Source organism: Edaphobacter acidisoli (genome assembly GCF_014642855.1).
GTDB classification, from domain to species: Bacteria; Acidobacteriota; Terriglobia; order Terriglobales; family Acidobacteriaceae; genus Edaphobacter; species Edaphobacter acidisoli.
In genome coordinates, this window is sequence record NZ_BMJB01000001.1 from 1,274,329 (window position 1) to 1,300,729 (window position 26,401).

Below are 26,401 nucleotides of genomic sequence, written 5' to 3' on the forward strand. Positions count from 1 at the left end.
CGACCTAACTACCTGGCGGAGACCAATGCTTCACCTACGCACAATGCCACGGATCGCCATCAACGGCGAAAACTACGCCCGAGCGAAATCGATAAACGCATGAACCGGATCGGTGTGGACCAGCTTCACATCCACCGTATCGCCCACATCCAGCCCCTGCTCCCCATGCACAACCTTCCCCTCGACCGGAGGATGAAAGACTCGCACATATGTCCCCTTGTCGCCCGCGCCCGTCACAACGCCATGGAAGACTTGCCCAATGCGATCGGCCAGCGCAACCGCCGCGACCCGCTTCTGCATCGTGCGCTCCACCTTCCGCGCCGCGCGTTCCTGCATGTTGCACTGCTGCGCAATCGCTGCAAGCTCGTTGTCCGAGTAAGGGGGAGGCTGATTCGCCAGCATCGCCTTCACAATCCGCTGAGTAACCAGGTCGGGAAACCTCCGGTTCGGCGCAGTCGAGTGCGTGTAGTCCTCCGCAGCCAAGCCGAAGTGCCCCAGCGGATTCGGGTCATCGCCAGGCGTCAGCACGTACTCGCCCGGCCCCATCAGCTTGATAATGGCCAATGCAAGGTCTGGGTAATGCACCGCATCGCTCGTCCGCTGCGCCTGAAGAAAAGCGTTCAGTGCACCTGAGTCTGGCGTCGCAGGCAGCTTCGTTCCATGACGTGCTACGAGTTCGACGATGCGGTCCCACCGCTGCGGCGTTCTCACCACGCGTCGAAGACACGACCGCTTCGCATCCTTGAGTTTCCGCGCCGCCACACCGTTGGCCGCGATCATGAACTCTTCAATCAGGTCTGTCGCGCGATTGTGGGTCGCCGTGCGAATCTCGCGAACCGCGCCATCGATGACGACAGGATCGGCCTCCGTGCGATTGAACTCAAGCGCGCCCTGACGCACACGCTCTGCGCGCAAGGCGAGCGCCGCTTCGTTCTGGAGCTTCAATTGCGCCTGCAAATCAGGCGAAGCCGCCACCTTCGGGTCTGGCCCACCCGTATCTTCGAGCCACGGGCCAACCTTGCTGTAGGCAAGCTGGGCCTTGTTCCGCACCACAGCCGTGTAGATGCTCGACTCACCCACAACACCCTGCGCGTCCACCAGATATTCCACCACGTCCGCCGCGCGATCTTCATTCTCATTCAACGATGTCAGATCCGTCGAAAGCTCATTCGGCAGCATAGGAAAGTTCTTCACCGCCGTGTAAATCGTCTGGGTCTGGTCGGCAGCATGTTTGTCGATAGGCGTTCCCTTCAACACCGAGGACGATACATCCGCAATCCCCACGCGCACACGGATGCCATCCTTCACACGCTCAGCGACCTCAATCTGGTCGAGGTCTCGTGACGTATCGTTGTCAATTGAAGACCACACCTGATCGCGCAGATCGCGCAGACTTCCACCCGGAACGGCCACGTGGCCATCGGCACGAATCTCCTGAACCTGTTCTTCGGTCCCGTTTGGAAAGCCTGGATGAAACCCCTCGCGGATCATCTCCGCAGTTGCAGCAGCAGCAAGATCAAATGGATGCGTGGACATGCACCGCCAGCCTATCACGCAACTGGCGCGGCATGCTCCAGCGCTGCAACAAACTGTCCTGCCCAACGAGAAACCTGCTCAGCATACGCACCCGTAACGGGATCACGTGTGCCCTCAAGCACAGCCATCTGTACCGCAAAGTTACCAACCGTCGAACTCTCCGGCGAACCCCGAAACAATTCGAGACCAGTCGCCTCCGCAGTCAGCCGGTTAAGAAAATCATTCTGACTTGCGCCACCGACGACGAACAAGCGTTTGAGTTTCTTACCACTGTGAAACGCAACCCGATCCAAAACCTTCGCATAGCGAGCAGCCAGACTATGAAAGATCAGGCTTGCAAACACTGGCGCCGCGCTCGGCGACTCATCAAGCGGATCAAAGCCCTTGCGCACACGCTGCGCATTGATCCGTTGCGGCATTCGTCCCGCCAGCAACAGATCAGGATCATCCACATCAAGCAAACCGTGCGGCTTATCGATCTTCTCCGCTGCGGCAACCAACTCAGGAGCAGTCCATGCACGGCCCTGTGCAGCCCACTGATCGATGCACTGGCGAATAAGCCACATACCATTGACGTTCTTGTGGAAGCAGATTCCGCCGCCAACCGCTCCAAGATTGGTAAAGTTCTCCTCCGCCGCAGCCGCGCCATTGCGGGGCTGCTCCAATAGCGTTCCAACCAGCGACCACGTACCCGAGCTGATATAAGCCCAGTCGTTTCCCGTCGCAGGAATGCCCGCAATCGCCGACGCAGTATCGTGACAAGCTGGGGCAATCAAAACCGTGTCGCGAAAGGCTGGCAACTCCGCAAGCGGTCCGCGCAGACGACCCACCTCAGTGCCAGGAGGAACAATCTTTGGAGCACATGCCAAATCCAGTTGCGCCTCTTGAAATATCTCGCGTGACCACTGCCGGCTGTAAAGCTCCACCATCTGCGTGTGAGTCGCAGTGGTGTGTTCAGCCACTGGGGCACCGCCCCAGCGTGACAGCACATACTCAGGCAGATTCAGCCATTGCCGTCCTTCAGGTAATCCATCCTGCGCATCGGCATAAAGCTGATACAGCGTATTAATCCGCAGCAACTGGATGCCTGTCAGCTCGCGCATTCTGTCCGGGCTGATCTTCCGATGCAGCGATCGTTCTGCCTTAATCGTGCGCTCATCGCGATAGCAGAACGGGTCCGCCAATGGCGTGCCGTCCGCGTCAACACGCACATAATCGACGGCCCACCCATCGACCGCGATCGACCGCACTCCTTCATCTGCAATCGCAGCACACTTGCGCAGGCCCTCATCGAGCCCTGCCGTAATCATGGCAAAATCCCAGCGCAGTCCGCCGTCAACCTCACGCGGAGTGTTCCCGAAGCGATGTACCAGAGTTATCTCCGGTTTGCCCGACATCCAACGCAGCAGAGAAACACGGCAGCTTTCCGCGCCAAGGTCTACCGCAATCAGCGCCCGCTTGTCCTTCGGTTTCAACGCCTTATTCGGCGCACGTTTCATCGCAGATACGCCTCGGTCAGTCCGCCATCCACAGGAATCAGATGCCCGGTCGTGCAGCGCGTCAGAGGTCCTGCAAGGAACATGATCGCCTGAGCGCAGTCCTTCGGATCGATAGGCTGGTGTGTCAGCGTGCGCGTCGCATAGAACTGCGCGAGCACATTGCGAAGGCCGTCATCCGTGTCCTTTTCATCAAACGGCAGCTTGTACTTCTTGAGCGACGCAATCACACGATCACGTGGAAACATCGTCGAGCCCTTCACCACTGTCGCCGGCGAGATGCCATTCACCCGCACCTTCGGCGCAAGCGACACAGCCAGCTCGCGCACCAGATGGCTCAGCGCTGCCTTGCTCACGTCATAGGCCTCGCTGCCCCGCTTGGCAACAACCGCGTTCGCAGAACTGGTCAGGACTACACTCGCATCAATTCCCTGCTCAGCAAATATCTTCGCTACCTCATCGGTCAGCAGATAGTTCGCCGTGACATTGACCTCAAGCGTCAGCGCCCATTGTGCGTCCGAGATAATGCCATCAGGAGAAGATGGAAACAGCGCCGCAGTATTGATTAAAATGTCGATTCCGCCGAACTGCTTCACCGTCGCGGCAATTGCAGCACCAATAGCCTTACGGTCGCGAATGTCAATACTGGTCCAGGTCACGGCTTCCTTGCCCACAATCGCCGCAACCTCAGCCGCGACAGACTCAGCGCCCTTCACATCACGGTCAGCAACAACGATATGCGCGCCGCGCTCTGCAGCCAGTAGTGCAACTTCGCGCCCAATGCCGCTGCCTCCACCCACAACCAGCGCAACCCTCCGGCTCAGTTCCTTCTCAGGCGGCTGGCGGCGAATCTTCGCCTCTTCCAGCTTCCAGTACTCAATCCGAAACGCCTCGCTCGGCGGCAACGCAACATAGTTCGAGTAGACGGTAAACTGATCCGCACTCGCAGCAGGTCCGGCCTGCGGAATCTCCTTGCACTCCACGCCCGCACCCAGCGCACCCGCGCCCTGCATCACGCCAATCGCGTTGATGTAGAACTCGCCGGTAATCCGCGACTCTGTCTTGTTCTTGCCGAAGCTGAACATCCCCACGCCTGGCACCAGCACCACCGTCGGGCTGGCATCGCGCAGCGCAGGCGAATCCTTCACCGCATGCTTGCCGTAATACTCGGCATACTCGGCGCGATAAGTCTCCAGAGCAGTTTCGATCAACGGCTTCAACTCCGCCGGATCATTCGCAGGGTTCCACTTGATGAACATTGGGCGAATCTTCGTGCGGATGAAATGGTCCGGACAACTCGTCCCAAGATGCGCCAGCTTCTCTGCATGCGCCGAATCCACGAACTCAAGCACCTTCGGCGCATCCGTGTAGCTGCCAATCCATCTCTGCTTGCGCGACACCGCTCCACGCAGATACGGCATGATGCCTGCCGCAATCTCCCCGCGGTCTTCACGCGCCTTCACCTGCCCGCCGCCAAACGGCTTGTACCCCGCGGCCCCTGCATGGCGCTCGATAAACTGGCCCAACTGGTCAATGATCGTGATCGTATTCAGGTAGCATTCGCGCTGCGTGTTACCCCACGTGAACAAGCCATGTCCGCCCAACACAACGCCATCGCAACCCGGCGTCTCGGCAACAATCTTCTTGAGCATCATGCCCAGTTCAAACCCCGGACGCTGCCACGGCAGCCACGCCAGCTTGTGGCCGAACTCCTTGTTGAACTCGTCCATCTTGATCTTGCCGTTCGCCGAGGCCGCCAGCGCAATGCCCCAGTCCGGATGCAGATGGTCCACATGAGGAAACGGCAAGAACCCGTGCAGCGAAGTGTCAATGGAGGCCGCGACAGGATTGTTCCCAAACGTACACAGCGGATACATGTCCACCATCTCGTCTTCAAAATCGACGCCCTTATAAACATCTTCGAGCGCCAGCAGCTTGTCCATATATAACGTTGCAAATCCTGCGCGCTTAATGCTCCCCAGGTCGCCTCCGCTGCCCTTCACCCACAGCACCTGCTTTGTCTTCCCATCCACCGGATCAACCTGCTCGAGCTTCGAACTGGTATTGCCGCCGCCGAAGTTCGTAATCCGCAGATCGGAACCAAGCAGGTTCGAACGATAGCGCAGCAACTCCGGGCCATCAAACTTTGCCGCTACCGCGTCGTCCCACTTGTCCTCAAGAAACCGCAAACCGCCTTTGCCCGCCATCTGAAAACCTCGCTCGCCTGAAATCCGTCAGTTTATTTTCCACTATTAACATCAATACGGCAACTATTTCAAACCAGAAAGAAAAGAGCCATCTTAAACTGCTACAGGCCCGGCTTCTCTGTTACACCGCGAGACCGGGCCTGCCGCTGAATATCTCTTTTTAATTAATTTAGGGCTGACTCGCAATGAACCAGCGCCGCAACAGACCGGCAAAACCCAAAGCCCCACTACCGAGAAGAACTATCGTCGACGGCTCAGGTACGGCAGGAGCAACCGCAGCCTTAAATTGACCTTGATAGGCTGAGGAAGTAATCACGAGTTGGCCTGCGCTGGTGTCAATCGGGCTGAATGGATAGCCGCCCGTCAGAAGGTTTGTACCCGGAAAGTTGGTTATTCCGTTATACCCAATTCCAAGCGGATCGGAGATAAGCATGTCTCCGTTCACCTCATCGACCAAAGAGACCGTACCGCCGAAAAACGTACTGATCACAAAGGCAGTCGGATCGGTAAGTGTCGCCAGCGTAGTGCCGCCGTAGCTGACAGTAGTCGTCCCAATCTTATTCAGGATGTATCCGGTTCCTGGTGTACTGCCATTGAAGCTTCCAGACGAAAACACATTGTCTGTATCTGCGTTCAACGTAAATGTCAGTTGTGGAGCAGAGGGAGGGATACCGAGATACGGTCCGGTGTAGCTGGTCCCGTTCAGTGTGAAATTCGAGGCATTGGTGAACGTGTAGGCAATAGGGGTGGCGAACGCGAAGGAGCCGCAGAGCAGCGCAGAAACCATCGAACCAATAACTTTGATTCTCATAGATGAGGACTCCCGTGTTCTGTAACTGAAGTAAGACGTATAGCTGATCGCCTGGCCATTATCTTCTCCGACTGTCCAGAGAGCAGCCTGAAGCAGAATTAGCGGCTCATTGGTCGCTTCTCTACCGTCAACTGTCCTACTTAACCTCCACGTTCCTACAACAGCGATTCCCGCGTCACCAGCTTGTGCTCTACATAGTTGTAAGGAGGCACCGTCTGTCCGCGCAACAACGACAGCCCAAGATGAATCAGGTTCGGCCCGTACGAGTTCGTCTCGTGCGAGACCGACGCGATCAGCGGCGAACGATCCCGCCGCATCTCGGCAATCGCCTCCGCAATGCAGTCCTGGCCCACGATCACCACATGCTTCTCACGCTTCTGCTCGTAGACAGCATCCAGCGCTCCCAGCGCGCTCCAGTCCGTCGCCGCAGCAATCAGGATGTGCTTGTCCTTTGGGTGCCGCTGCAAAAAGTCCGACACCAGCTTCTTGCTGCGGTCACGCATCCCACGCCCATCCATCCTGACAAACAACTCCACCGGCAGGTCGGGAATACCGCTGCGAACACCTTCAAACGCTCCGGTCATGCGGCTCTGCACAAGCTGGCCGGCCTCAGCAAGATCCAGGCCCAGCACCCAATCCACCTTGCCGCCCCAGTTCTCGTTGGAAAACTTCGCCAACGTCTCGCCAGCCTCAACGCCCACGCGATAGTTGTCCACACCAAAGTAAGTCGCATGAGGATGCGGAATATCGATGGCAATCATCGGAATCTTCGCTTCGGCGATCTTGTCTGCAATCATCGGAGCCACTTCCTGCTCCACCTGAAACTCGATCACAAGGTCCACCTTGCTGCGAACAAACTCCTCAGCATTCTTAAGCGCCGTTGCCGCATCGTACTTGTTGTCCAGAATCAGCAGATCAACACCCACCGACGCAGCCGAGTTCTTCAGGCTCTCCGAAACCTCCACGGAAAACGGCATATCGGCGCTCTGCCCCGCAAAGCCGAAGCGCATCTTCTTCGGCCGCGTCACCTGCCGGTAAAGCCCATCGGGCGACTGCGCCAGATAGCCCCTGTGCACGAACGTCTTCAGTACCCGGTACACCGTCGTCTTCGAGATGCGCGTCTGCCGATGGATCGCCTCCAGCGTCATCGGCTGGTTTTCGGCCTGTAAAAGCTCAAGAATATCCAGCGCCTTCGAGAGCACCGGAATCAGATACAGTCTCTTTGTCGTCTTACGTGTTGCCATTCGTCTCCTGTTGAGGAACAAGCACTCAGCCGCTCCATTATGCGACAAATAGCCTCAGTTTCGTTAATGAAATTGCATTCGCCAAGTGGAAACAAAGGAAAAAATCTAAAATTCGCGCGGAAAACCGCCTGTCGGAATGCGTCCTTCTACCCACTGAGGGGTAGAAGGACGACATGCAACAGTTTTCGCAGAAAGTATGTGAAGGTTAGGCGTAGCTCGATACGCTCTTCGCGTTTTTGCTCTCGCGCTCCCCCGTAATCTTCTCGACGTACCCGCTCTCGGTCAGCGCCTTCAGTGGGTCGACCGGCAAGCCACGTGACTTACGCCACTCCCGCACCAGCGGCCGTACGTCCTGCCAGAAGGCCGTGCGGAAGCACTCCTCAGCTTCCACCAACCGACAAGCCTGCTGCAGTTCCGCCAGCCGTGCACGGTCCACCAGCGCAGTCTTCGCATAGATCTCCTGAGCCGTCACTACCGACTGCACCATCGCCTCCATCTTGCCCTTCAGGTTATGGCTCTGGTCGATCATGAAGGCAATCCCAGCCTGGTCTTCTTTCGTAGAGTTTAGAATCTCGTGGAAGATGCGGAACAACTGGTAAGGATCAATCGATCCCAGCGTCAGATCGTCATCGGCATACTTACGGTCATTGAAGTGGAACCCACCCAACTGATCCACATGCAGCAGCCAAGCCACAATCTGCTCGATGTTCGTGCCCTGATAGTGGTGACCTGTATCCACCAGCACTTTGGCCTTCGGACCCGCACGGCGAGCCAGTTCCAACGCCATTCCCCAGTCCGCAATGTCCGTGTGATAGAACGCAGGCTCGAATGGCTTGTACTCAATCAACATCCGCTGTCCTTCGCCCAGCGCGGCATGTGTTGCTCCAAGCACCTCTTCCATCCATACAATCCGCTTGCGGATGCTCTGCGTGCCAGGATAATTCGACCCATCTGCAATCCACAGCGAGACATCCTTCGATCCCAGAGCCCGGCCAATCTCCACCGAATCGAGCAGGTGTGCCAACGCATTGGCACGAATCTCCGAGCTAGGGTTCGCAATCGACCCGAATTTATATTCCAAATCCTGGAACAGGTTTGGATTGATCGAGCCGGACTTCACCCCATGCTTCTTTTCGAGCGCTTGAATAACAGGCACATCCGCCTTGCCCCCAGGCAGGTCCCACAGCACATGCAGAGCCACCGTCGGGCTTGCGCCGGTCAGCTTGTTCACCTCAGCAGCATCGGCAAACTTCTCCTCAATCGTGGTCGCCGCGCCACCCTGCACGAACTTCCCAAACCGCGTGCCTGTATTGGCGAATCCCCACGACGGGACCTCGATGTGAAACCCATCCAGTGCCGCCCATACCCGTTCTGTTTCTTGCGCTGCGCTCATCGCCGTCCTCGTGCCCCCTCAACCTTATTTCATAAATAGAAATATACTCTCTATTGAAATTACCAGCAGAGTGCACCATCCTGCGACCATTTGTCAAAAGGATTTCCGCTCATACCAGAATATTCCGCCAAATGGACTTAGCCTCTATCTGCTCCCTCTTAGGGGTGGTGGGCACGTAGACTCGCGCACAATCAACTCAGGGTCCACCAATATTTGCCTCGCCGGATCGGGAACCTGTTCCTTGATCCGGCGCACCATCGCCTCGGCGGCAAGTATGCCCATCGTCCGCAAAGGCTGACGCACCGTCGTTAATCCAGGATTCTGAAACGCTGCCGACTGTACATCATCGAACCCAACCACGGATACGTCCTGTGGAACACGCAGGCCCGCCTCTCGCAATGCCCGTACAGCACCGATTGCCGCAATATCGTTGAAGGCAAACAACGCCGTAAATCTCGCGTTCGAGGCCAGCAGACGCTGCGTTGCAAAGTATCCCGGCTCGTGGCCAACCTGATCGCCCTCCAGCTGCACAACCAACTTCGGCTCTAAAACCAGGTGTGCCCGTTCAGCAGCATGGCGAATCGCCTGCCAGCGAGACTCAGTGCCTGAACTGAAAGCCTGTCCCTTGATGACGGCGACGCGCTTATGCCCCAAACCCGCAAGATGATCGATGGCCAGCTCCGCAGCACGCTTTTCATTAAGCACGACATTGGTGATACCTTCATGCATTACCGGACACGACACAGTAATTGCCGGTAGCTGCGGCGCATGATGCAGCGGTGTGTCCACGGCGATAAGCCCATCCACCGAGCGCTCCGCAAACATCGTCTGCGCGCGTGCAATCATCTCCTCGTGATGATGGTGGCTGAGCAGAAAATAGCAGTACCCATCCCGTACAAGACCCTGCTCAATACCCGAGAGCACCAGCGTCGTATAGCCCTCCGACACCTCCGGCACCAGCACGCCGATCGTCATCGACCAGCCCCGCCGCAGAGACCGCGCCAGCACGTTTGGCCGATAGTTCAGCCGCTTTGCCGCCGCAAATATCCGGTCCTGCGTAGCCTTAGGAATCGAAGTCGCCGCAGGCGCGCCCGTCAGCACGCGCGAGATGGACGCGGGAGATAACCCAAGATGCTGGGCAAGTGTCGCCAAAGAAACGGGTGCGCCAGAAGGTTGGTTCTTACCCGAACGTCCACCATTTTTGCTGGAAGGAGCCACGCCGCAAGTCTTTCATAACTTCGAAATGCTTGCATGCCGATGCGACCGGCCCTCTTGACAGCCACGCGATGGCCGAAATACCGTTATCTGCGCAAACGATTGCCTCAACCCATTTGTGGTTCTCGAAGAAAATCTGCGTTTCCGCTGCCTATCGCTCTTTCCCGGCAGGATGCTCTTCACAGTAGAATCTCGATACAGCTAAATCCATTAACTAATGGGGTCCTGTCACACAATGAATTCTCTCAAAGCCGTGCCTGTCTTCCTTCTGCTCTCGTCCTTTCTCTCTTTCTCTTCCCCCCGGACGGTCCACGCGCAGACGCAGGAACGGATTCAGATCGACTCCAGCAGCTCCTCGACTCCTTTTCCCCACTTCTGGGAACAGACCTTCGGCTCCGGCCGCGCGATCCTCTCACTCCGCCAGAGCTATCGCGACGATCTCGACACCGTGAAGCAGGCCACCGACTTCAAATCCATCCGCTTCCACGGCATCTTCGACGATGAAGTCGGCCTCTACGACCCTGACCGCCGCGCCATCAACTTCGCGCAGACCGCTGGCCAGAAAGGCGCAGCCTCCGATGACAACTCCGCCTACAACTTCACCTACATCGACCAGATCTACGACGGCCTGCTTGCCCATCACGTCGAACCATACGTCGAGCTAAGCTTCATGCCGTACAAGATGTCCTCCAACCCCAACGCCCGCCATCCCTTCTGGTACCACCCCAACGTCGCTCCACCAAAGAGCTACGACGACTGGGACACAATGATTAGCGCCTTCGCTCTTCACCTCATCGCCCGCTACGGCATCGACGAAGTAGCCAAATGGAAATTTGAAGTATGGAACGAGCCGAACCTCGACTTCTGGGGCGGCTCTCCCAGGCAAGCCACCTACTGGGAGCTATACGATCACACCGCCCGAGCCCTCAAAGCAGTCTCCCCGCGTCTACAGGTCGGAGGCCCCGCAACCGCACAAGCCGCATGGGTAGGAGACTTCCTCGCGCACATCAAGCAAGCAAACGTCCCCGCCGACTTCGTCTCAACCCACGTCTACGCCAACGACACAGCAAAAGATGTACTGCACACCGATGAAGATGTTCCTCGCGACCAGATGGTTTATCGCGCCGTGAAGATGGTCCACGAAGAGATTGAGCACTCACCCTATCCGCACATGCCGCTCATCTTCTCCGAGTACAACGCCAGCTACGCCAACGAGCCGAACGTAACAGACTCGCCCTTCATGGGCCCGTGGCTCGCTAATACCATCCGCCTATGCGACGGACTGACCGAGAGCATGGACTATTGGTCCTTCTCAGATGTCTTCGAAGAACAGGGCATCGTACGCACGCCTTTCTACGGCGGCTACGGACTCATCGCCACTGACGGAATCCCTAAGCCTGCACTCAACGTCTTCCGCGCGCTCCACAAACTCGGCACACGCCGCATCGCGCTCGACTCCGACTCCGCACTCGCCACCAGGACCGCCGCCGGCAACCTCGTCATCGCGCTCTGGGACTACGCCCCACCCTACGGCACAGGCCCGCACTACACCATGCCGAGTGGTCCCGCCGCTCCTGCGAAAGACTTCACTCTTACCCTGAAGCACGTCACACCCAACGCCAACGTTCAAATCTGGCGTATCGATGACAACCACGGCAACGTGCTCAAAGCCTTCAACGCAATGGGTCGCCCCCCAGGAGACCTCACTCCGCAACAGGTCGCCAGGCTGAAAGCCGCAGGCGCAATGGCCCCGGCAGAGCACGCCCACCTCACCGGAGGCAAACTCCACATCACAGTCCCAGCCCACGGCTTGGCCGTACTCGTTATCGCAAAGTAAAGCCCGACTTACGCCACCAGCACCACATCCAGAAACCTCGGCCCATGCACGCCCTTGATGCGCGTCATCTCGATGTCCGCTGTAGCCGAGGGCCCGGAGAAGAACGTCGTCGTCAATCCAGCCGTCTGCTGCAACCGCGCCATCGCCTCCGGCACCGTCTCAACAACATCCTGCACCCGCACAACACACAAGTGATAGTCGGGTACCAGAGTTACCGCGCGCCGTCCCTGCCCTGCAACATTCTGCAAAACAACCGTGCCCGTCTCTGCAATCGCAAGCGTCGAGCCAGTCATCACGCCGTCGAATCCATCCAACTCAGTCGCGCTCAAACCGGCATCCATCACAAACTCAAACCCCGCAGGCAACCACTCAGCAGCCACGCCCTCAGGCACAACCATCCGCTTCTTCCCACGCCCTGAAAGAATCTTCGCTACCGTGGCCGCGACACCCGTATTCGCCACACGAACCACATGTGCGTCATAGTCACGCAGCCGATCTTCAAGCAACTCCAGCACCGCCTCGCGCTCCCGCGAAGTCCCCCGTCGATACTCGCGCTCAACCGAAGTCCACTCAGCCTCAACCCCGCCCGCATCAAGCGACGAAGCCCGTCCATTCGCCGCACGAATCCGGCGCAGAATCTCCGCCTTTGCCGAAGAAGCCATCACCTCACTTGCCATCTTTGCCTCGCTTCTCCCACCAGTCACGAAACGTCTCCTTCGGCATCTCCTGCAAATCGCGCACCTGAGTCCATCCGCCGAGCATCCCCGGCAGCCAGCCAATCCAGCCCACGCCCTGCCCATCCTTCCGCACCAGCGGAACCTCAGCCATGCGCCCCATCCTCTGCGCCGCGCGAAACCGCCGCTCGCTCATGAAGACCATGCCCATCATCTTCATCGCCAACGCTTCAGCGCTCACACCCTTCTGCTCAACAACCTTGTTGCGCAGATGAATCAGCACTTCGGGAATATTGATCTTCACCGGGCAAACCTCATAGCACGCCCCGCACAACGACGACGCATACGGCAGCGACTGCGCGTGATGCATCTCCTGCAACTGCGGCGTCAGAATCGCGCCAATCGGCCCCGCATAAACCGAGCCATACGCATGCCCGCCCGTCTGCCGATACACCGGACAAGCATTCTGGCACGCGCCGCAGCGCACACAGTTCAGCGTCTGCCGTGCCTCCTCATCCGCCAGAATCTCCGTCCGCGCATTGTCCATCAGCACCACATGAAAATTCCGCGGCCCATCCTTCGCGTTCACTCCAGTCCAGATCGAGTTGTAAGGATTCATCCGCTCGCCGGTGGCCGAACGCGGCACAAGCTGCAGCACCACTTCCAGATCCTGATAACGCGGCAGTACCTTGTCGATCCCCGCCACCGTAATTAGCGTCTCCGGCAGCGTCAGGCACATGCGCCCATTGCCTTCGCTCTCGATAATGCAAACGCCGCCCGTCTCCGCAATCAAAAAATTGGCGCCGCTCAAACCAGTCTTCACCCGCAGAAACTTCTCGCGCAAAAACATCCGAGCCGCATCGGCCAGGTCCTGCGGACGCTCGCCCAGCTCCGGCAGATTCATCTTCTTTTGAAAGATCTCCCGAATCTGCTGACGATTCTTATGCAGCGCCGGAACCACAATATGCGAAGGCCAATCTTCGCCAAGCTGAATAATCAACTCCGCCAAATCCGTCTCATACGGATGAATCCCCGCCGCCTCCAGCGCCGGATTCAGATGAATCTCCTCCGTCGTCATCGACTTGATCTTGATGACCTCATCCGATCCCGACTCCTTCACCAACGCAACAACAATCTGCCGCGCCTCCTCCGCATCCCGCGCCCAATGCACCACACCCCCAGCGCGCGTGCAGTTGCGCTCAAGCTCTTCAAGATAGAAGTCAAGATTCTCCATCGTGTGCGAACGAATCTGCCGCCCGGCCTCACGCAACGCCTGCCAGTCAGGCATCTCGCCCACCACACGCGCGCGCTTCGTCTGAATCACATCCGTCGCATGGCGCACATTCTTCCTGAGCTGCGAGTCGCCCAGCATCGTCTTCGCCACAATCGGAAACGGCGGCGAAGTCCGCGGATCAAGCACACCACTCATCGCTCTACCCCACAAAATCCTGGCAGCCACAAAACCGGGTGCCCCATCTTCGCGACGGCCTTATCGTCGCTAAGGTGGGCCATTCGCGCGAAAGCGCGAACCGCTCCCGCCCAATCTCCCCGCTGAAAAATATTCATCGCCCCACCTCATCCCCGGCCAGAATCTCCGCCAGATGCACCGTCTTCACCCCGGTCCTCTGCCGATGCAGCCCACCCTGAATATGCATCAGGCAGCTATTGTCGCAGGCTGTACAAGCCTCCGCGTCCGTATTCAGCACCGCCGTCGTCTTCTCCGCCAGCATCGCGCTCGAAACATCCGCATTCTTCACGGCAAACGTCCCGCCAAATCCGCAGCACTGCTCCAGCCCCTCAAGCGGCACCAACTCAATCCCGCGAACAGCCCTCAAGAGCCGCATCGGCCCATCGCCCAACTCCAAATTCCTCAGCCCATGGCAACTCGCGTGATACGTCACCCGATGCGGATAGTACGCACCCACATCCTCCAACCCCAACCGCTTCGTCAGAAACTCCGAAAACTCAAACACCCTCGGCAGCAGCGCCTCAACTTCAGCCATCAGCCGCTCGTCCTTCAACTCCGCCGCCATCTTCGGATAGTGGTCCCGCATCATCGCCACGCAGCTCGACGACGGCACCACCACCGCCTCTGCATTGCGGAATTGCTCGACAAACCGCGCCACCAGCGGTAGCGCCTCCGCCTGATACCCCGTGTTCCAGTGCATCTGCCCGCAACATGTCTGCCCGCTCGGAAACTCCACGGTGTGCCCCAGCCGCTCCAGAACCCGCACCACGGCCTTGCCCGTCTCCGGAAACAGCGTGTCGTTATAGCACGTAATAAACAGCGAAACTCGCAGAACCGCCTCCCAATACCCTTCTTATATTTTTATCAATAAAAAGCTGATTTCACACAAAATCCAATAGAGACCGTATTCCCCTAACGCAACCCCTTCAGGTACGATAGTCGCAGCCGCCAGCACGCGGCAACCATTATCATCGAATCAAAACCTCTACCCAAAACGAGGACACGTGGGAACCAATCCGTTCGTCGGCGTCATCTTCCACTGGATCGGCGGCTTCGCCTCCGCCACCAACTTCATCCCCTTCCGCGGCATCAAGCGCTGGTCGTGGGAGATCTACTGGCTCGTCCAGGGATTCGCCGCCTGGATCGTCGCTCCCATCCTCCTCGCCAGCATCTTCGTCCCACACCCACTCAGCATCCTCCACGCCGCCTACATCGCTGATCCCGGCAGCATCTACTACCCCGTCCTCTGGGGCATACTCTGGGGAGTCGGCGGACTCACCTTCGGTCTCGCTATCCGCTACCTCGGCCTCGCCCTCGGATACGCCATCGCGCTCGGCCTCTGCATGGTCTTCGGCACCATCGTCCCGCCCATCTATCATGGCGAGATGCACGCCATACTCCATGAGACCTCAGGCCAGGTCATCCTGCTCGGAGTGCTCGTCTGCCTCATCGCCGTTGCCGTCAATGGAGCGGCAGGCGTCTCCAAAGAACACGAAATCACTCCTGAAGAAAAGGCCGAAGCGGGCGAGCTTGACTACAACTTCGGCAAGGGCATCGCCGTCGCCATCTTCGCCGGCATCATGAGCAGCTTCTTCGCCTTCGGCCTCGACGCAGGCAAGCCTATCGGCGACATCGCCAAACACGAGCTGCTCTCCACCGGCCGCCTCGACCTCTGGCAGAACCTGCCCATCCTCATCGTCGTGCTCTGGGGAGGCTTCCTGACCAACTTCATCTGGTCGGTTGTCCTCATCATTAAAAACCGCTCCGTCAAGCAGTACGCAGGCGAGCCCGGCTACAACCCCATGCGCGCCACACACGCCACCGGCGAAACACTCGTCGACTTCGACCCCACTGACCCATCGACCTACGACCGCCTCGCGCCAAAGACCCTCGTCGCCAACTACTTCTTCGCCGCGCTCGCAGGCGTCATCTGGTACTTCCAGTTCTTCTTCTATTCCATGGGCCAAACCAAGATGGGCAAGTACGACTTCTCGTCGTGGACGCTCCACATGGCCAGCATCATCATCTTCGCCACACTCTGGGGCCTCGCGCTCAAAGAGTGGCGCGGAACCAGCCGTCGCACAAAAGCACTCGTTACCGCAGGCCTTCTGCTCCTGGTCGGCTCAACCGTCGTAGTCGGCTACGGCAACTACCTCAAGGTGAACGAGTCGCACCCCGTCGTCAACGTCAGAAATTAGAATCTACCGCTCAACATCCAACCCCATTCATGCCACATCTTCACCGCGGCATGAATGGGGTTCGTTCCGTAAATCGAAGAGCAACTACTGAGCGGTCTTTTTCTCCGCCGTACTACGAAGTCACAAGCATCTTTCTCCGCAACGCCAGCCCTGCAAACACAACCATCGTTACAACACACGCCGCCAGCACTCCCCACCGCAACCACGCAGCCGCCGAAACCGAAATCCCCACGCCAGCCATGGCAAGATAAGCAGCCACGCACATAGGACACTTCGGCACCAACACCATCAGCACCCCAGGCAGCACCACCCCCGAAGCCTGAGTTCCGCGTCCGGAGCGCGAAAGCGGGCCGCCATCAACAGCCCGCCTTTTCTGTTCGCACACGCAATCCATCACGCGTGATCTCCCGCACAGCACGACGCCTTCGTCACCGGCGCACCCGCATACCGGTCATGGTGCCGCACCCACGCCATCGGAAACGAGAGCCCTTCCTCATTCCGCCCCTTCGGAGCAAGATCGAGATACGCATACGCTCCAATCAGCGGCTCGCCTCCACGCGCAAACGTCGAGTAGGTGTGAAACACCTCCCCGCTCTCATCCTTGTAGAACACGCTCACGCCTGGCCCTTCTTCACTCGGAAACGGATTGATCGCGTAGTTGTAGTACATCGATCCCTTCTCCACTTCCTCCTTCGTGAACGAAACATGATAGTCATGGTTGAAGTCGTTCCCATTCGACGACACCCACTTAAACTTCCAGCCCATTCTCTTCCGGAACGCCTCAATCTCAGGCAATGTCGCCCGCGAAACCGCCATCAACATCACATCCCGGTCCGCCACATGCACCATAGCCCCATCAAATCCATCCGCCACCATCGAGCAGCTCGGGCAGCCCTGCTCCCAGCTCGGCCCAAACATGAAGTGGTAGATCACCAACTGACTCTTCTCACCGAAGAGCTCCGCCAGAGTCACCTTTCCCTCAGGCCCCTCGAACACATAATTCTTCTCGACCCGCTCCCACGGCAACTCACGACGCATCCGGCTCAGCTCATCGCGCATCCGCGTCCATTCCTTCTCCTTTGCCAGTAGCGCCTTGCGCGCCGCCAGCCACTCCTGACTCGATGCGACTTGATGTCCCAGATCAACTGAACTTGAGCTCATTGTTTCTTCTCCTTTTGTCGTTCGCTTCCTTTGTCATTCGTTCACCTTCCCCAGTTGCGGCGCTGTTACACCGGCTGAGGTTCACGCTGGAGCGCGGATCCCTCGTCGGCGCTGGGCCCCCAGCTTGACGGCACTGGAACTTCAAGCAGGCGCAGATAGACACAGAATTGGCCGCGGTGCTGGTACCAGTGGTTGAGCATGATGTTTCGCAGGAAAGCGACACGCGGCATCGCTGCGATCTCCTGATCGCCGTCAACAATGCGCCATGTTGCGTTCATGGCAGCATCATCGAAGCTGGGAAGAACCTCACGCACCGTGACGATGCTCTGTTCGAAGGTATCGAGAATCTCCTGCACCGTGGCGGGCTGGGGAAATTGGAAGCCTGGCGGTGCGATCTGGTCCTGCTGAGCGCCGCGAACGACCCCTCCAGGCACGAAGGCCAAGTGGTATGCCAGCTGCCCCGCAGTCATGGACTTGGAATGCGGCTTCCACGTGAGCCTGTCGGCGGGAAGGCGCTCAAGGAACTTCCGCGTAACCGGCGCCTGGGCCTCAAACTCCGCAAGTAAGGATTGTGCAATCAACATGTGGTTCTCCTTTCGGATTTATCCTCAACGAGCATATCTGCCCGGGTACCCATCTTTCGCTTCGCGAAGGATGGGAAAGTAAGCAGCGCCCTGTTAGCCGCACTTTGGAAACTACCGAGCAGCCTTCTTCTCCGCCGCGCTACGAATCCGCGACATCAAATCTGCCCAGCCTTCATTCACACCACCGCCCGGCGGCACACCATCCATCCATCCCATCGCGCGATGGACAAACTTCACCCGCGTCACGCCATTCTCTTCCGTCAGCCGATACTGCACATTCGACACCGCCGGCCACGACATAAACAGCGGCCCGCAAATCTCCAGCAGCGCCGGAGCCTTAATCGCCTGCACCGTGCCCCAGTAATGTCCCGAGTTGTTGCCCAGGTCGCGAAGCCACCGTCCGCCCGGCCACGCCTCCAGAACCATCGGCATCGGCCTTCCCGCCTCCCCGGCATTCAGCGGCCCCATCTGCTCCAGAATCGTCTCGAACACAATCCCGATCGGCGCCGCGATCTCTTCTTCTTTCACAATCTCAAACGTCTGCACTGCCACTTCCGTCGTCGTAGCCATCATCATCTCCTTGTCAGTTGTTTACCGCTCCCTCGTTCAAATTATTTTCAAGGCTTCTCGCCCGATCCATCCGAAACCAGCCGCTCCAGCGCCTTCCGCTCAGCCCGCTCTTTGATCTGGCTCAACTGATGCGTCCAGTACCGCTCAAACACCTTCACCCAGTCATGCACCGGCTTCAACTCCGCCGCGTTCAGCTTGTACATCCTATGCTGCCCACGCTTCACCACCGTCACCACGCCAACCTTCCGCAGCACACCCAGGTGCTTCGAGACCGCAGGCTGCGGCATCCGCAACCGCAGCACGACATCACCCACCGCATACTCGCGACCGTCCGCCAGCACTCCAATTAACTCGCGCCGCTTCGGCTCCGCAATCGCGTTAAAAACATCCGTCGTTGTTGCTGCCCGTGCCATGTTGTAAATATATTCCCATATAAGAATATGTCAAGTTAAAAATTTGCCGCGCAAATGGCACCTATCCAAAGACCCAGCCACCGCCCGGCAAAACGCCTTCCCGAAAATAGTTATCCGCTAATCCCCACGCGATACCGCGGCCACTTCCCACGAATCGAATGGTGGTCCACCACCGGAGGCCGGTCGCACTCCAACTCCAGCACCGTCACCGGATCATCCGGCGCCGACGCAGGAAGCCCCGTCAACCGCACCGAAATCTCATCCTGCGTAAACGCAATCTTCTCGCCCGTCTTCAGCACCTTCGCAGAAACCACCTTCGCATTCAGCCCACCAAAGGCCACAACCGTCGCAGGCTTATAAAACTCAAGCCACTCCGCAGCAGGCGTCCCCGAAGGCCAGAAGTACACATGCACAAACAGCGTGTTGCCCTTGCGCGTGAAGTTGTCATAGTTGCCAAAGCTGATCGAAGCGCCGCCATCCGTCGCGTAGATGGCCCTCCCATTCACCTCCAGCCACCTCCCGACCGTCTCCAGAATCCGCACCGACGCGGCAGGCACCGTCCCGTCCGCCTCCGGGCCAATGTTCACCAGATAGTTCCCTCCCTGCTGCGCGCACGTCGCCAGATTATCGATGATCGCTCGCGGCGACTTCCACTCATCATCGTGCAGTTGAAATCCCCATCCCTGATTCAGCGTCATGCACGACTCCCACGCCCGCCCGCTCCCCGACGCCTCAATCTTCTGCTCAGGCGTCGAAAAATCACCCTCCAGCCCATTGCGATTGTTCACCACAATCTCCGGCTGCAGCTCGAAGACCATCCGATTCATCCGCTCCGACTCCCACTGCTCCGGCGTCAATGGCAGGTCCACGTCATACCAAAGGATGTCGATCTTCCCGTAGTTCGTCATCAACTCACGAATCAGCCCATGCGTGTAATCCACAAACCGCTTTCGCGCCGCTTCATCCGTCGCGCACCGCATTCCATCCGGATGGTGCCAGTCCATCAGCGAGTAGTAGAACCCAACACGCAATCCCTCCGCCCGCGCAGCCTCAACAAACTCGCGCACCAGATCGCGCCCCGGCCCCTGCTTCATCGCGCAGTAATCCGTCTGCTTCGTGTCCCACATGCAGAAGCCTTCATGGTGCTTCGTCGTCATCACCATGTACTTCTGCCCCGCAGCCTTCGCCAGCCGAGCCCACTCCCGCGCCGCATTCGGTTTCGGCTTGAAGTGCTTCGCCAGAATTTCATATTGCGGAATGGGAATCCCCTCCGACTCCAACACCCACTCCTGATGTCCAATCACGCTGTACAGCCCCCAGTGGATGAACATCCCGAACTTCGCATCGCGCCACCAGGCCAGCCGCTGCGCGCGCGTAGCGGCCTGCGCAGCGGAATCACGCGGCGTTTCATCACTGCCCTGTGCCGCCGCCTTAGTCGAAGCAGCAACTCCAGCCGCTCCCAGATACTTCATAAACGAGCGGCGCGAAACAGAATCGAAGCCCATCAAACAAACTCCTTAACAATTGAAGTTGGAAGCTGCATCCTAGCAGAGTATCCATAAGGAATCTCTGATGAAAATCATCTGCTCTTACACCTCTTCCCTCTCACGCCAAAACGCACGTCATCTCGACCGGAGGCGGCGCATTTTGCCGCCGCAGTGGAGAGACCCCTGTATTTTTTTACGCCCCGGTAATGCTCGCTGTTCTCACGCGTCTCTTAACCCCTGGGGTACGGTTTCCTCTCAATGACCACTTCTTCCTCCTGAGGGTGTGAAAACTCTGTTTTGCTTAAGGGCACGGCTTCAGCCGTGCCGCAAACGCTGATAAATCTTTGGGGCTTTAGCCCCTGAGGTACGCTTTTCTCTCAATGAGCCACCAACAAACCGCTCGCATCAACGCACGGCGATCACCCATAAACCAAACGGACGGCAAACGTGAAAACATTGCGACACATCCTCATTTGCATTGCTACAACCTGCTCGATGCTCGCAAACGCACAAACCGGCAAATTCATCTTTGAACCCGGAAGCACCTCATTCCCATCAAGCCACGCCTCCACCATCGTCGAACTCAAGAACGGCGACCTGATGGCCGCATGGTTCGGCGGCACGCACGAGCGCGCCCCCGACGTCGCCATCTGGTCCTCACGCAACGTCCACGGCGTCTGGAGCCAACCCATCGAGCTCGCCCGCGAACCAAACATCCCCGAGTGGAACCCTGTCCTCTTCCACACCAAAGACGGTAAGCTCTGGCTCTACTACAAAGTTGGGCCATCTCCCGGTGAGTGGTCAGCGCGGCGCATGTTCTCCACCGACGAAGGACTCACCTGGTCGAAGCCCGAGCAGTTGCCCGCCGGCCTGCTCGGCCCAATCCGCGCCAAGCCACTCGTGCTGCCCGACGGCACCATCGTCGCCGGCACCTCATTCGAGGCATACAAGACCTGGGCCGCATGGGTGGAGCGCAGCACCGACGACGGCAAAACCTGGGCCAAGATCGGCCCAATCACCATCTCACCAGCAGTCGATGAAGCAACAACGCCCGCGCCCGATCCAAAGCCCGGCGACCCCGGCTTCGACGCCAAGAGCAAAGGCCCGCGCCACACCGTCGGCATCATCCAACCCTCCATCGTCTCGCTCGGCGGCCGACACCTCCGCATGTACGCACGCTCCCAAACCATCGCCTCAAAGATCGCCGTAGCCGATTCAATCGATAACGGCCTCACCTGGACGCAAGCCCGCTTCCTCGACCTGCCGAACAACAACTCAGGCATCGACGCCGTGCGCCTCAAAGACGGCCGCATCGTCCTCATCTTCAACGACACAACCCGAGGCCGCTCCCCACTGAACCTCGCCGTCAGCCGCGACGGAGAACACTTCCACATCTTCACCACACTCGAAAACACACCCGGAGAATTCTCCTACCCAGCCCTCATCCAGGCCACCAATGGCGATCTCCTGATGACCTACACCTGGAATCGCAAGACAATCAAATTCATCCGAATGCCCCTCAAAGACGTACCGCCATCCTAAAAACAAGCACTCAGATGGCAGTAGACATGGCGTCCATATTTGCCGAAGATAAATCCCTCACGAAAGAGCCCAGCCCGAACGGTCTTCTCGCCGTATAAACCGCGCTGCCTGCGGACAATTCTTCGCAACCATCTTCGGCCCGTCCCATTCGATCTTCTGCCCGGCCCGCAACGACACGCATCCCAGCAGCATGATCTCGGTAAGCCGTGCGCCGATCTCAAAACGCGAGTAGCACATCTCCGGCTTGTTCTCTTTGATAGCCGTGATCCACTCCTGCGCATGAGCAACGCCGAAATTTGCGGGGGCAGAGGCATAAGGGTTCCGAGCAATCCTCTCCGGATACTGCGCCACAGCCGGGTGCTTCAGGTATTGCACAAATTTCTCTTCACCCTTCAGCTTCACGAAGAAATTCGACCCATAGTCATCCGGCGAAAAAACCGTGCCTCCATCGCCAATCAGCAGACATCCGCTATCCGGAACCCTGCCCTGCAGCGCGACAATGTCGACGGTCAGCTCTTTCGGAGGCTTATTGCTCAAATCGTGACCGCCACGAAGCGCCGGATCAGGCTTTCCGCCGTCGTACCACCACAGCGTCACCGCATCGTGTTCAATCGTTCTGTCATGGTGGAACAGATGCGGATGCTCCAGCGGAATATGCCCTTTGCGCTTCGGAAAAGCAAAGCGGATTGTGGCGCCAATAGGATACGATTCCCTGTTCACCGGTCCGAGAGGCGTCGCTTCAATCTCCGTTGGGTAATCGAGATCTAAAGCGCGGAACGGCACATTGACTGTGTGGCATGCCATATCGCCCAGCGCGCCCGTGCCGAAATCCTGCCAGCCACGCCAGTTGAACGGCTCATAAATTCCATCTCGATCCTTTGGGTTCCGGCTGCCAATATACGGCCGCATGGGAGCGGGGCCAATCCAGGTGTCCCACTCCAATGTCGCAGGCACGGGGTCTTGTCCGGCCGGGCGCGTCATTGCCTGCGGCCAGATCGGGCGGTTCGACCAGACGTGAACTTCGTGCACTTGTCCAATCAGTCCATCCTGAATCGTCTCCACCGCGCGGCGCAAACCGTCCGCGGCGCTGCCCTGATTGCCCATCTGCGTCACCAGCTTTCTGTCATGGGCCATGTTTCGCAGATAGCGCGCCTCATAGATCGTCTGCGTCAGCGGCTTCTGGCAGAACACCGCCTTCTTCCTCTTCATCGCCAGCGACGCCACAATCGCATGCATATGGTCCGGCGTCGATACCGTCACCGCATCGATCCGATCGCCCATCTGCTCCAGCATCTGCCGGAAATCTCTGTAAAACTTCGCGTCCGGATATTTCTTCGTCTGCACTTCGTAAGCCGTGGAACCTGAATCCACATCGCACAGCGCGACGATATTCTCGCCAGCGCAGGCATCCGTATCGCTCCGGCCCTTCCCGCCGATTCCGATACAGGCGATGTTCAATTTGCTGTTCAGATTCTGGCCACGCAAAAGCGCAGGCGCACCAAGCGCGACCGCACCAGCAGCCAGAGAAGTGGTTTTGATGAATTCACGACGGTCGATACGAGAGAGTTCGGCAGTCCCAGAGGTAGGCAGAGAAAACAGTCTTCCAGATGATTTCGGCACGCGCCCATAATACATTGCCCTGTCAAGCAACAGCGGCAACGAAGTCTTCACCCGGCGTCAGCGCGCAGCGTCACTGCCTTGTTCCACTCCTCGTGGATCGAATAGCACCGGGAAGAACTGCCCCTCGATCTTCTGTCCCTTCGGAATCACTGGCACGCCGGCCAGCAACGGCTCGTCGCTTACGGACTGCACTCCGTCGCGGAACACATTCACCAGCGTCGCCCGCCGCGGATGCTTCGAGCGATTCTCATAGGACCCATGCACCGTCAGCGGATGGTGGAACGTGCACTGCCCGCGCTTCAGTTCGATCGGTACCGGGTGAAACGCCTGCTTCTGTTCCTCATCCAACACCGTCATGATCTCGTTCATATCGCCCGCAAGTCCCGTGACCGGCAGCAGGTTCCATCGGTGGCTCCCCGGGACGTAGTACAGGCAGCCATTGTCGCGCGTGCTATCGTCCAGCGCCAGCCAGCACGTCAGGTGAGCCATCGGCTGCGTCCGCGTCCAATAGGAGTAATCCTGGTGCCACGCCACCACACCGCCGTGATGCGCCGGCTTGCAGAAGAGCTGGTCGTGCCACAACCGCACAGCCCCGTCCAGCAGTTGTGACGCCGCCATCAGAAATGCAGGACTCCAGAGCACGTCGTGAAACGCTGGCCCGGTCCGCCACGCTCCCAGCGCATGAAAGAGGATTGTGTCCGGGTTGCCGGACTCGTTCGAGTGATACTCGTGGAACAGCTTGTGCGACGGATGGGACGGCTCCATCAGCCCTGCCAGTTCTGTGCAGAGTGCCTCTACCTGGCCGTCGTCGAGGACCTGCACGCCAGCCAGAAATCCGTCGCGGTGAAACGCCTCCACCCTTTCATCATTGAGGCGATATCGCTGCCAGTCATCTCGATCCGCGGGCAGCGGACCGAGCGCGCCAGTAGGTGTATGCAACTTCGAGAAATCCTGCATCATGGAACCTCATCCGGAGGAACAGGTGAACTTGAACCAGCCATTGTCCGTCTTTCTAAATCATCGCAGCTTCAGATGACAAACCAATCGCCGGGCACGCTCCTCGGGCCCGGGGTCTAACATGCCAGCATTCAGCCTGGGAACGCATTGCCCGAAGTCTGTGGTCGAGACAGGGCGCTTTTGAGGTATCCACCAGGGCTGGCCCCGACAACTCGCTTGAAGGCTTTACTGAACGCAGCGTCGGACTCGTAACCAACCGACCGGGCAACGTCTACGAGCTTCTTGTCACGCTGTTCGAGTAACTGCATCGCCTTTTGCATCCGCCACTCGGTTACATATTCCAGCGGTGTCTGTCCGAGTAGCGCTTTAAAACGTGCTGCGAATGCGGAGCGAGACATGCCCGTCGCCCCGGCCAGCGATTCCACCGTCCAGGGCGTATTCACTCTGTCGTGAATGGCGCACAGGGCAGTGCCTATTTGAGGATCGAAGATCGCACGAAGCCATCCCTTGTTGCCTTCCGGTCCCGACGCTATATGCGCCCTGAGTACTTGAATAAACAGAACCTCGGCCAGCCGGCTCGCGACTACTTCAGATCCCGGAGCCTGTTCTGCCATCTCTAACGTCAGCGCTTGCATTGTGCTGTGAAGAGCAAGCGTGTGGGCTTGATCGGCCTTAATCAGAATGAAGTTCGGCAATAACTGAGAGATCGGCTTCAGACTGGCGCGATCGAAACTCAAGGACCCACAGACGATCGTCGTCGGTGCGCCGCCACCTCCATAATGAGCGACATTGTTTTTGGCCATGGCGCCGATCTCGCGGAAACTCCGCCTAGGACGGGTTCGCGGACTGTCGCGCAAAACAATCGAAGTCCCCCGGGCCAGCAAAAAACAATCACCGCCGGTGAGCGGAATCGGCTCCGGAATCCCTTCCACGCTCAGCCAGCAGTTGCCGCGCGAAAGCATCGCAAAGTGCGCTAAATCCGTGGGCGAAATCTTGTTGCCAGAAGACGTGACTTCGATCTGTTTCTCCTGTACCAGGCCCCACGGGGCTGTGGCTTCGAGCCTGTGCTGGCCGAAAGCCGTTACGTGCATCGTTCGGAAGATGTCTGTTATCGGATCCAAATTAGCCTCCCCGCTTGGACGAATAGACAAAAAATTAGGACGCCTGAGCAGTTCTCGTCCACCATCAAAGAAATCTACTCCTCAGTAGTGGATGCCGGACATCCACCGAAGGGAGCAATTATGGGAAAGCTTGAAGGTAAAGTTGCAGTCGTCACGGGAGGATCAAGCGGTATGGCGCTGGCGAGTGCCAGGCGCTTTGTTGAAGAGGGCGCCTACGTCTTCATCACGGGCAGGAGACAGGCTCAGCTCGATGAGGCCGTCAAGCTGATTGGCCGGAACGTTACCGGCGTGCGCGGCGACTCGTCCAATCTTGGCGATCTCGACCGCCTGTTCGATACAGTCAAGCGGGAAAAGGGCAAGATCGACATCCTTTACGCGAGCGCAGGGTGGGGCGAGGCCGCACCACTGGGCGAGATTACCGAGCAGCACTTCGATGCGATCTTCGACCTGAATGCGCGTGGAACGCTGTTTACAGTTCAGAGGGCGTTGCCGCTTTTCAACGATGGTGGATCGATCATCATGACCGGATCAGTTGCTTCAGTAAAAGGTTTTCCTGGCTACAGCGTATATTCGGCGAGCAAGGCAGCGTTGCATGCATTCGCGCGCGGATGGCTCAACGAGCTGAAAGGCAGGAATATCCGGGTGAACGTCCTGCACCCCGGGCCGATCGCCACACCCATGCAGGATCAGGTCCTCACCGAGGAGGCGAAGCGGATGTTCGAATCCTTAATCCCGCGGGGAAAGATGGGCCGCCCAGAGGAAATCGCAACGGCCGCACTGTTTCTTGCTTCCGACGATTCGAGCTTCGTGAATGGAGTAGAGTTGAACGTCGACGGCGGCTTGTCGGCCATCTGAACCGGCAGATCT

The 26,401-nt window shown here is 58.3% G+C and carries 23 protein-coding genes; 4 read left to right on the forward strand and 19 right to left on the reverse strand.

Annotated features, from left to right (window positions below; genetic code table 11):
- Window positions 1-72 precede the first annotated feature (72 nt).
- From IEX36_RS05140 to IEX36_RS05170, 7 genes are all read right to left on the reverse strand, one after another.
- Window positions 73-1,536 (reverse strand): RNB domain-containing ribonuclease, encoded by a 1,464-nt coding sequence (locus IEX36_RS05140; protein ID WP_188758207.1) that lies wholly within the window; start codon window positions 1,534-1,536, stop codon window positions 73-75.
- A gap of 14 nt (window positions 1,537-1,550) precedes the next feature.
- Window positions 1,551-3,035, reverse strand: a complete 1,485-nt coding sequence (locus IEX36_RS05145) for a rhamnulokinase (protein ID WP_188758208.1) — start codon at window positions 3,033-3,035, stop codon at window positions 1,551-1,553.
- Window positions 3,032-5,239, reverse strand: coding sequence for a bifunctional rhamnulose-1-phosphate aldolase/short-chain dehydrogenase (locus tag IEX36_RS05150; protein WP_188758209.1), 2,208 nt, complete (start codon window positions 5,237-5,239; stop codon window positions 3,032-3,034). The genes IEX36_RS05145 and IEX36_RS05150 overlap by 4 nt, the downstream gene beginning before the upstream one ends.
- A gap of 169 nt (window positions 5,240-5,408) precedes the next feature.
- A complete protein-coding gene (locus tag IEX36_RS05155; RefSeq protein WP_188758210.1) occupies window positions 5,409-6,050 on the reverse strand; it encodes a PEP-CTERM sorting domain-containing protein in 642 nt (213 codons plus the stop codon).
- Between the two features lie 155 nt (window positions 6,051-6,205).
- Window positions 6,206-7,294, reverse strand: a complete 1,089-nt coding sequence (locus IEX36_RS05160; RefSeq protein WP_188758211.1) for a substrate-binding domain-containing protein — start codon at window positions 7,292-7,294, stop codon at window positions 6,206-6,208.
- A 205-nt stretch (window positions 7,295-7,499) separates the two neighbouring features.
- Window positions 7,500-8,687, reverse strand: coding sequence for a sugar isomerase (locus tag IEX36_RS05165; protein ID WP_188758212.1), 1,188 nt, complete (start codon window positions 8,685-8,687; stop codon window positions 7,500-7,502).
- Between the two features lie 144 nt (window positions 8,688-8,831).
- Window positions 8,832-9,839 carry a LacI family DNA-binding transcriptional regulator gene (locus IEX36_RS05170; RefSeq protein ID WP_229668728.1) on the reverse strand — a complete coding sequence of 336 codons (1,008 nt, stop codon included), beginning with the start codon at window positions 9,837-9,839 and terminating at the stop codon, window positions 8,832-8,834.
- A 298-nt stretch (window positions 9,840-10,137) separates the two neighbouring features.
- Between IEX36_RS05170 and IEX36_RS05175 the strand changes: the two genes are divergently transcribed.
- Entirely contained in the window at window positions 10,138-11,739 is a 1,602-nt protein-coding gene (locus IEX36_RS05175; protein WP_188758214.1) for a GH39 family glycosyl hydrolase, read from the forward strand.
- A gap of 8 nt (window positions 11,740-11,747) precedes the next feature.
- Here IEX36_RS05175 and IEX36_RS05180 read toward each other — a convergent pair whose 3' ends face one another.
- The 3 genes from IEX36_RS05180 to IEX36_RS05190 form a co-directional block, all read right to left on the reverse strand.
- A complete protein-coding gene (locus IEX36_RS05180; RefSeq protein WP_188758215.1) occupies window positions 11,748-12,416 on the reverse strand; it encodes a LutC/YkgG family protein in 669 nt (222 codons plus the stop codon).
- Window positions 12,406-13,842 (reverse strand): LutB/LldF family L-lactate oxidation iron-sulfur protein, encoded by a 1,437-nt coding sequence (locus IEX36_RS05185; RefSeq protein WP_188758216.1) that lies wholly within the window; start codon window positions 13,840-13,842, stop codon window positions 12,406-12,408. Before IEX36_RS05185 ends, IEX36_RS05180 begins: the two co-directional genes overlap by 11 nt.
- Before the next feature lie 133 nt (window positions 13,843-13,975).
- Complete coding sequence (locus IEX36_RS05190; RefSeq protein ID WP_188759837.1) at window positions 13,976-14,713, reverse strand: (Fe-S)-binding protein; 738 nt, start codon at window positions 14,711-14,713, stop codon at window positions 13,976-13,978.
- 172 nt (window positions 14,714-14,885) lie between these two features.
- Here IEX36_RS05190 and IEX36_RS05195 point away from each other — a divergent pair, with 172 nt between their 5' ends.
- A complete protein-coding gene (locus IEX36_RS05195) occupies window positions 14,886-16,079 on the forward strand; it encodes an L-rhamnose/proton symporter RhaT (protein WP_188758217.1) in 1,194 nt (397 codons plus the stop codon).
- Between the two features lie 112 nt (window positions 16,080-16,191).
- Here the strand turns inward: IEX36_RS05195 and IEX36_RS05200 are convergent, their stop codons facing one another.
- The 6 genes from IEX36_RS05200 to IEX36_RS05225 form a co-directional block, all read right to left on the reverse strand.
- Window positions 16,192-16,464, reverse strand: coding sequence for a hypothetical protein (locus IEX36_RS05200; RefSeq protein WP_188758218.1), 273 nt, complete (start codon window positions 16,462-16,464; stop codon window positions 16,192-16,194).
- An 8-nt stretch (window positions 16,465-16,472) separates the two neighbouring features.
- Window positions 16,473-17,240 carry a DUF899 domain-containing protein gene (locus IEX36_RS05205; RefSeq protein WP_188758219.1) on the reverse strand — a complete coding sequence of 256 codons (768 nt, stop codon included), beginning with the start codon at window positions 17,238-17,240 and terminating at the stop codon, window positions 16,473-16,475.
- 65 nt (window positions 17,241-17,305) lie between these two features.
- Window positions 17,306-17,824, reverse strand: coding sequence for a DinB family protein (locus tag IEX36_RS05210; RefSeq protein WP_229668729.1), 519 nt, complete (start codon window positions 17,822-17,824; stop codon window positions 17,306-17,308).
- 111 nt (window positions 17,825-17,935) lie between these two features.
- Entirely contained in the window at window positions 17,936-18,394 is a 459-nt protein-coding gene (locus tag IEX36_RS05215) for an SRPBCC family protein (RefSeq protein WP_188758220.1), read from the reverse strand.
- Between the two features lie 47 nt (window positions 18,395-18,441).
- Entirely contained in the window at window positions 18,442-18,807 is a 366-nt protein-coding gene (locus IEX36_RS05220; protein WP_188758221.1) for an ArsR/SmtB family transcription factor, read from the reverse strand.
- A gap of 110 nt (window positions 18,808-18,917) precedes the next feature.
- The gene (locus tag IEX36_RS05225) at window positions 18,918-20,312 is read right to left on the reverse strand and encodes an alpha-L-fucosidase (RefSeq protein WP_188758222.1); all 1,395 of its coding nucleotides are present in this window, start codon (window positions 20,310-20,312) and stop codon (window positions 18,918-18,920) included.
- 429 nt (window positions 20,313-20,741) lie between these two features.
- Here IEX36_RS05225 and IEX36_RS05230 point away from each other — a divergent pair, with 429 nt between their 5' ends.
- Complete coding sequence (locus tag IEX36_RS05230; RefSeq protein ID WP_229668730.1) at window positions 20,742-21,836, forward strand: sialidase family protein; 1,095 nt, start codon at window positions 20,742-20,744, stop codon at window positions 21,834-21,836.
- 57 nt (window positions 21,837-21,893) lie between these two features.
- Here the strand turns inward: IEX36_RS05230 and IEX36_RS05235 are convergent, their stop codons facing one another.
- The 3 genes from IEX36_RS05235 to IEX36_RS05245 all read right to left on the reverse strand — a co-directional run bounded on the left by IEX36_RS05235 (window position 21,894) and on the right by IEX36_RS05245 (window position 25,534).
- Window positions 21,894-23,495: a Gfo/Idh/MocA family protein gene (locus tag IEX36_RS05235; RefSeq protein WP_229668731.1), complete on the reverse strand. Its 1,602-nt coding sequence runs from the start codon at window positions 23,493-23,495 to the stop codon at window positions 21,894-21,896.
- A gap of 18 nt (window positions 23,496-23,513) precedes the next feature.
- Window positions 23,514-24,416 carry a phytanoyl-CoA dioxygenase family protein gene (locus tag IEX36_RS05240; RefSeq protein WP_188758223.1) on the reverse strand — a complete coding sequence of 301 codons (903 nt, stop codon included), beginning with the start codon at window positions 24,414-24,416 and terminating at the stop codon, window positions 23,514-23,516.
- Window positions 24,417-24,544: 128 nt separating this feature from the next.
- Entirely contained in the window at window positions 24,545-25,534 is a 990-nt protein-coding gene (locus IEX36_RS05245) for an AraC family transcriptional regulator (RefSeq protein WP_188758224.1), read from the reverse strand.
- Between the two features lie 120 nt (window positions 25,535-25,654).
- Between IEX36_RS05245 and IEX36_RS05250 the strand changes: the two genes are divergently transcribed.
- Complete coding sequence (locus IEX36_RS05250) at window positions 25,655-26,389, forward strand: SDR family NAD(P)-dependent oxidoreductase (protein ID WP_188758225.1); 735 nt, start codon at window positions 25,655-25,657, stop codon at window positions 26,387-26,389.
- The last annotated feature ends 12 nt before the right edge of the window (window positions 26,390-26,401 follow it).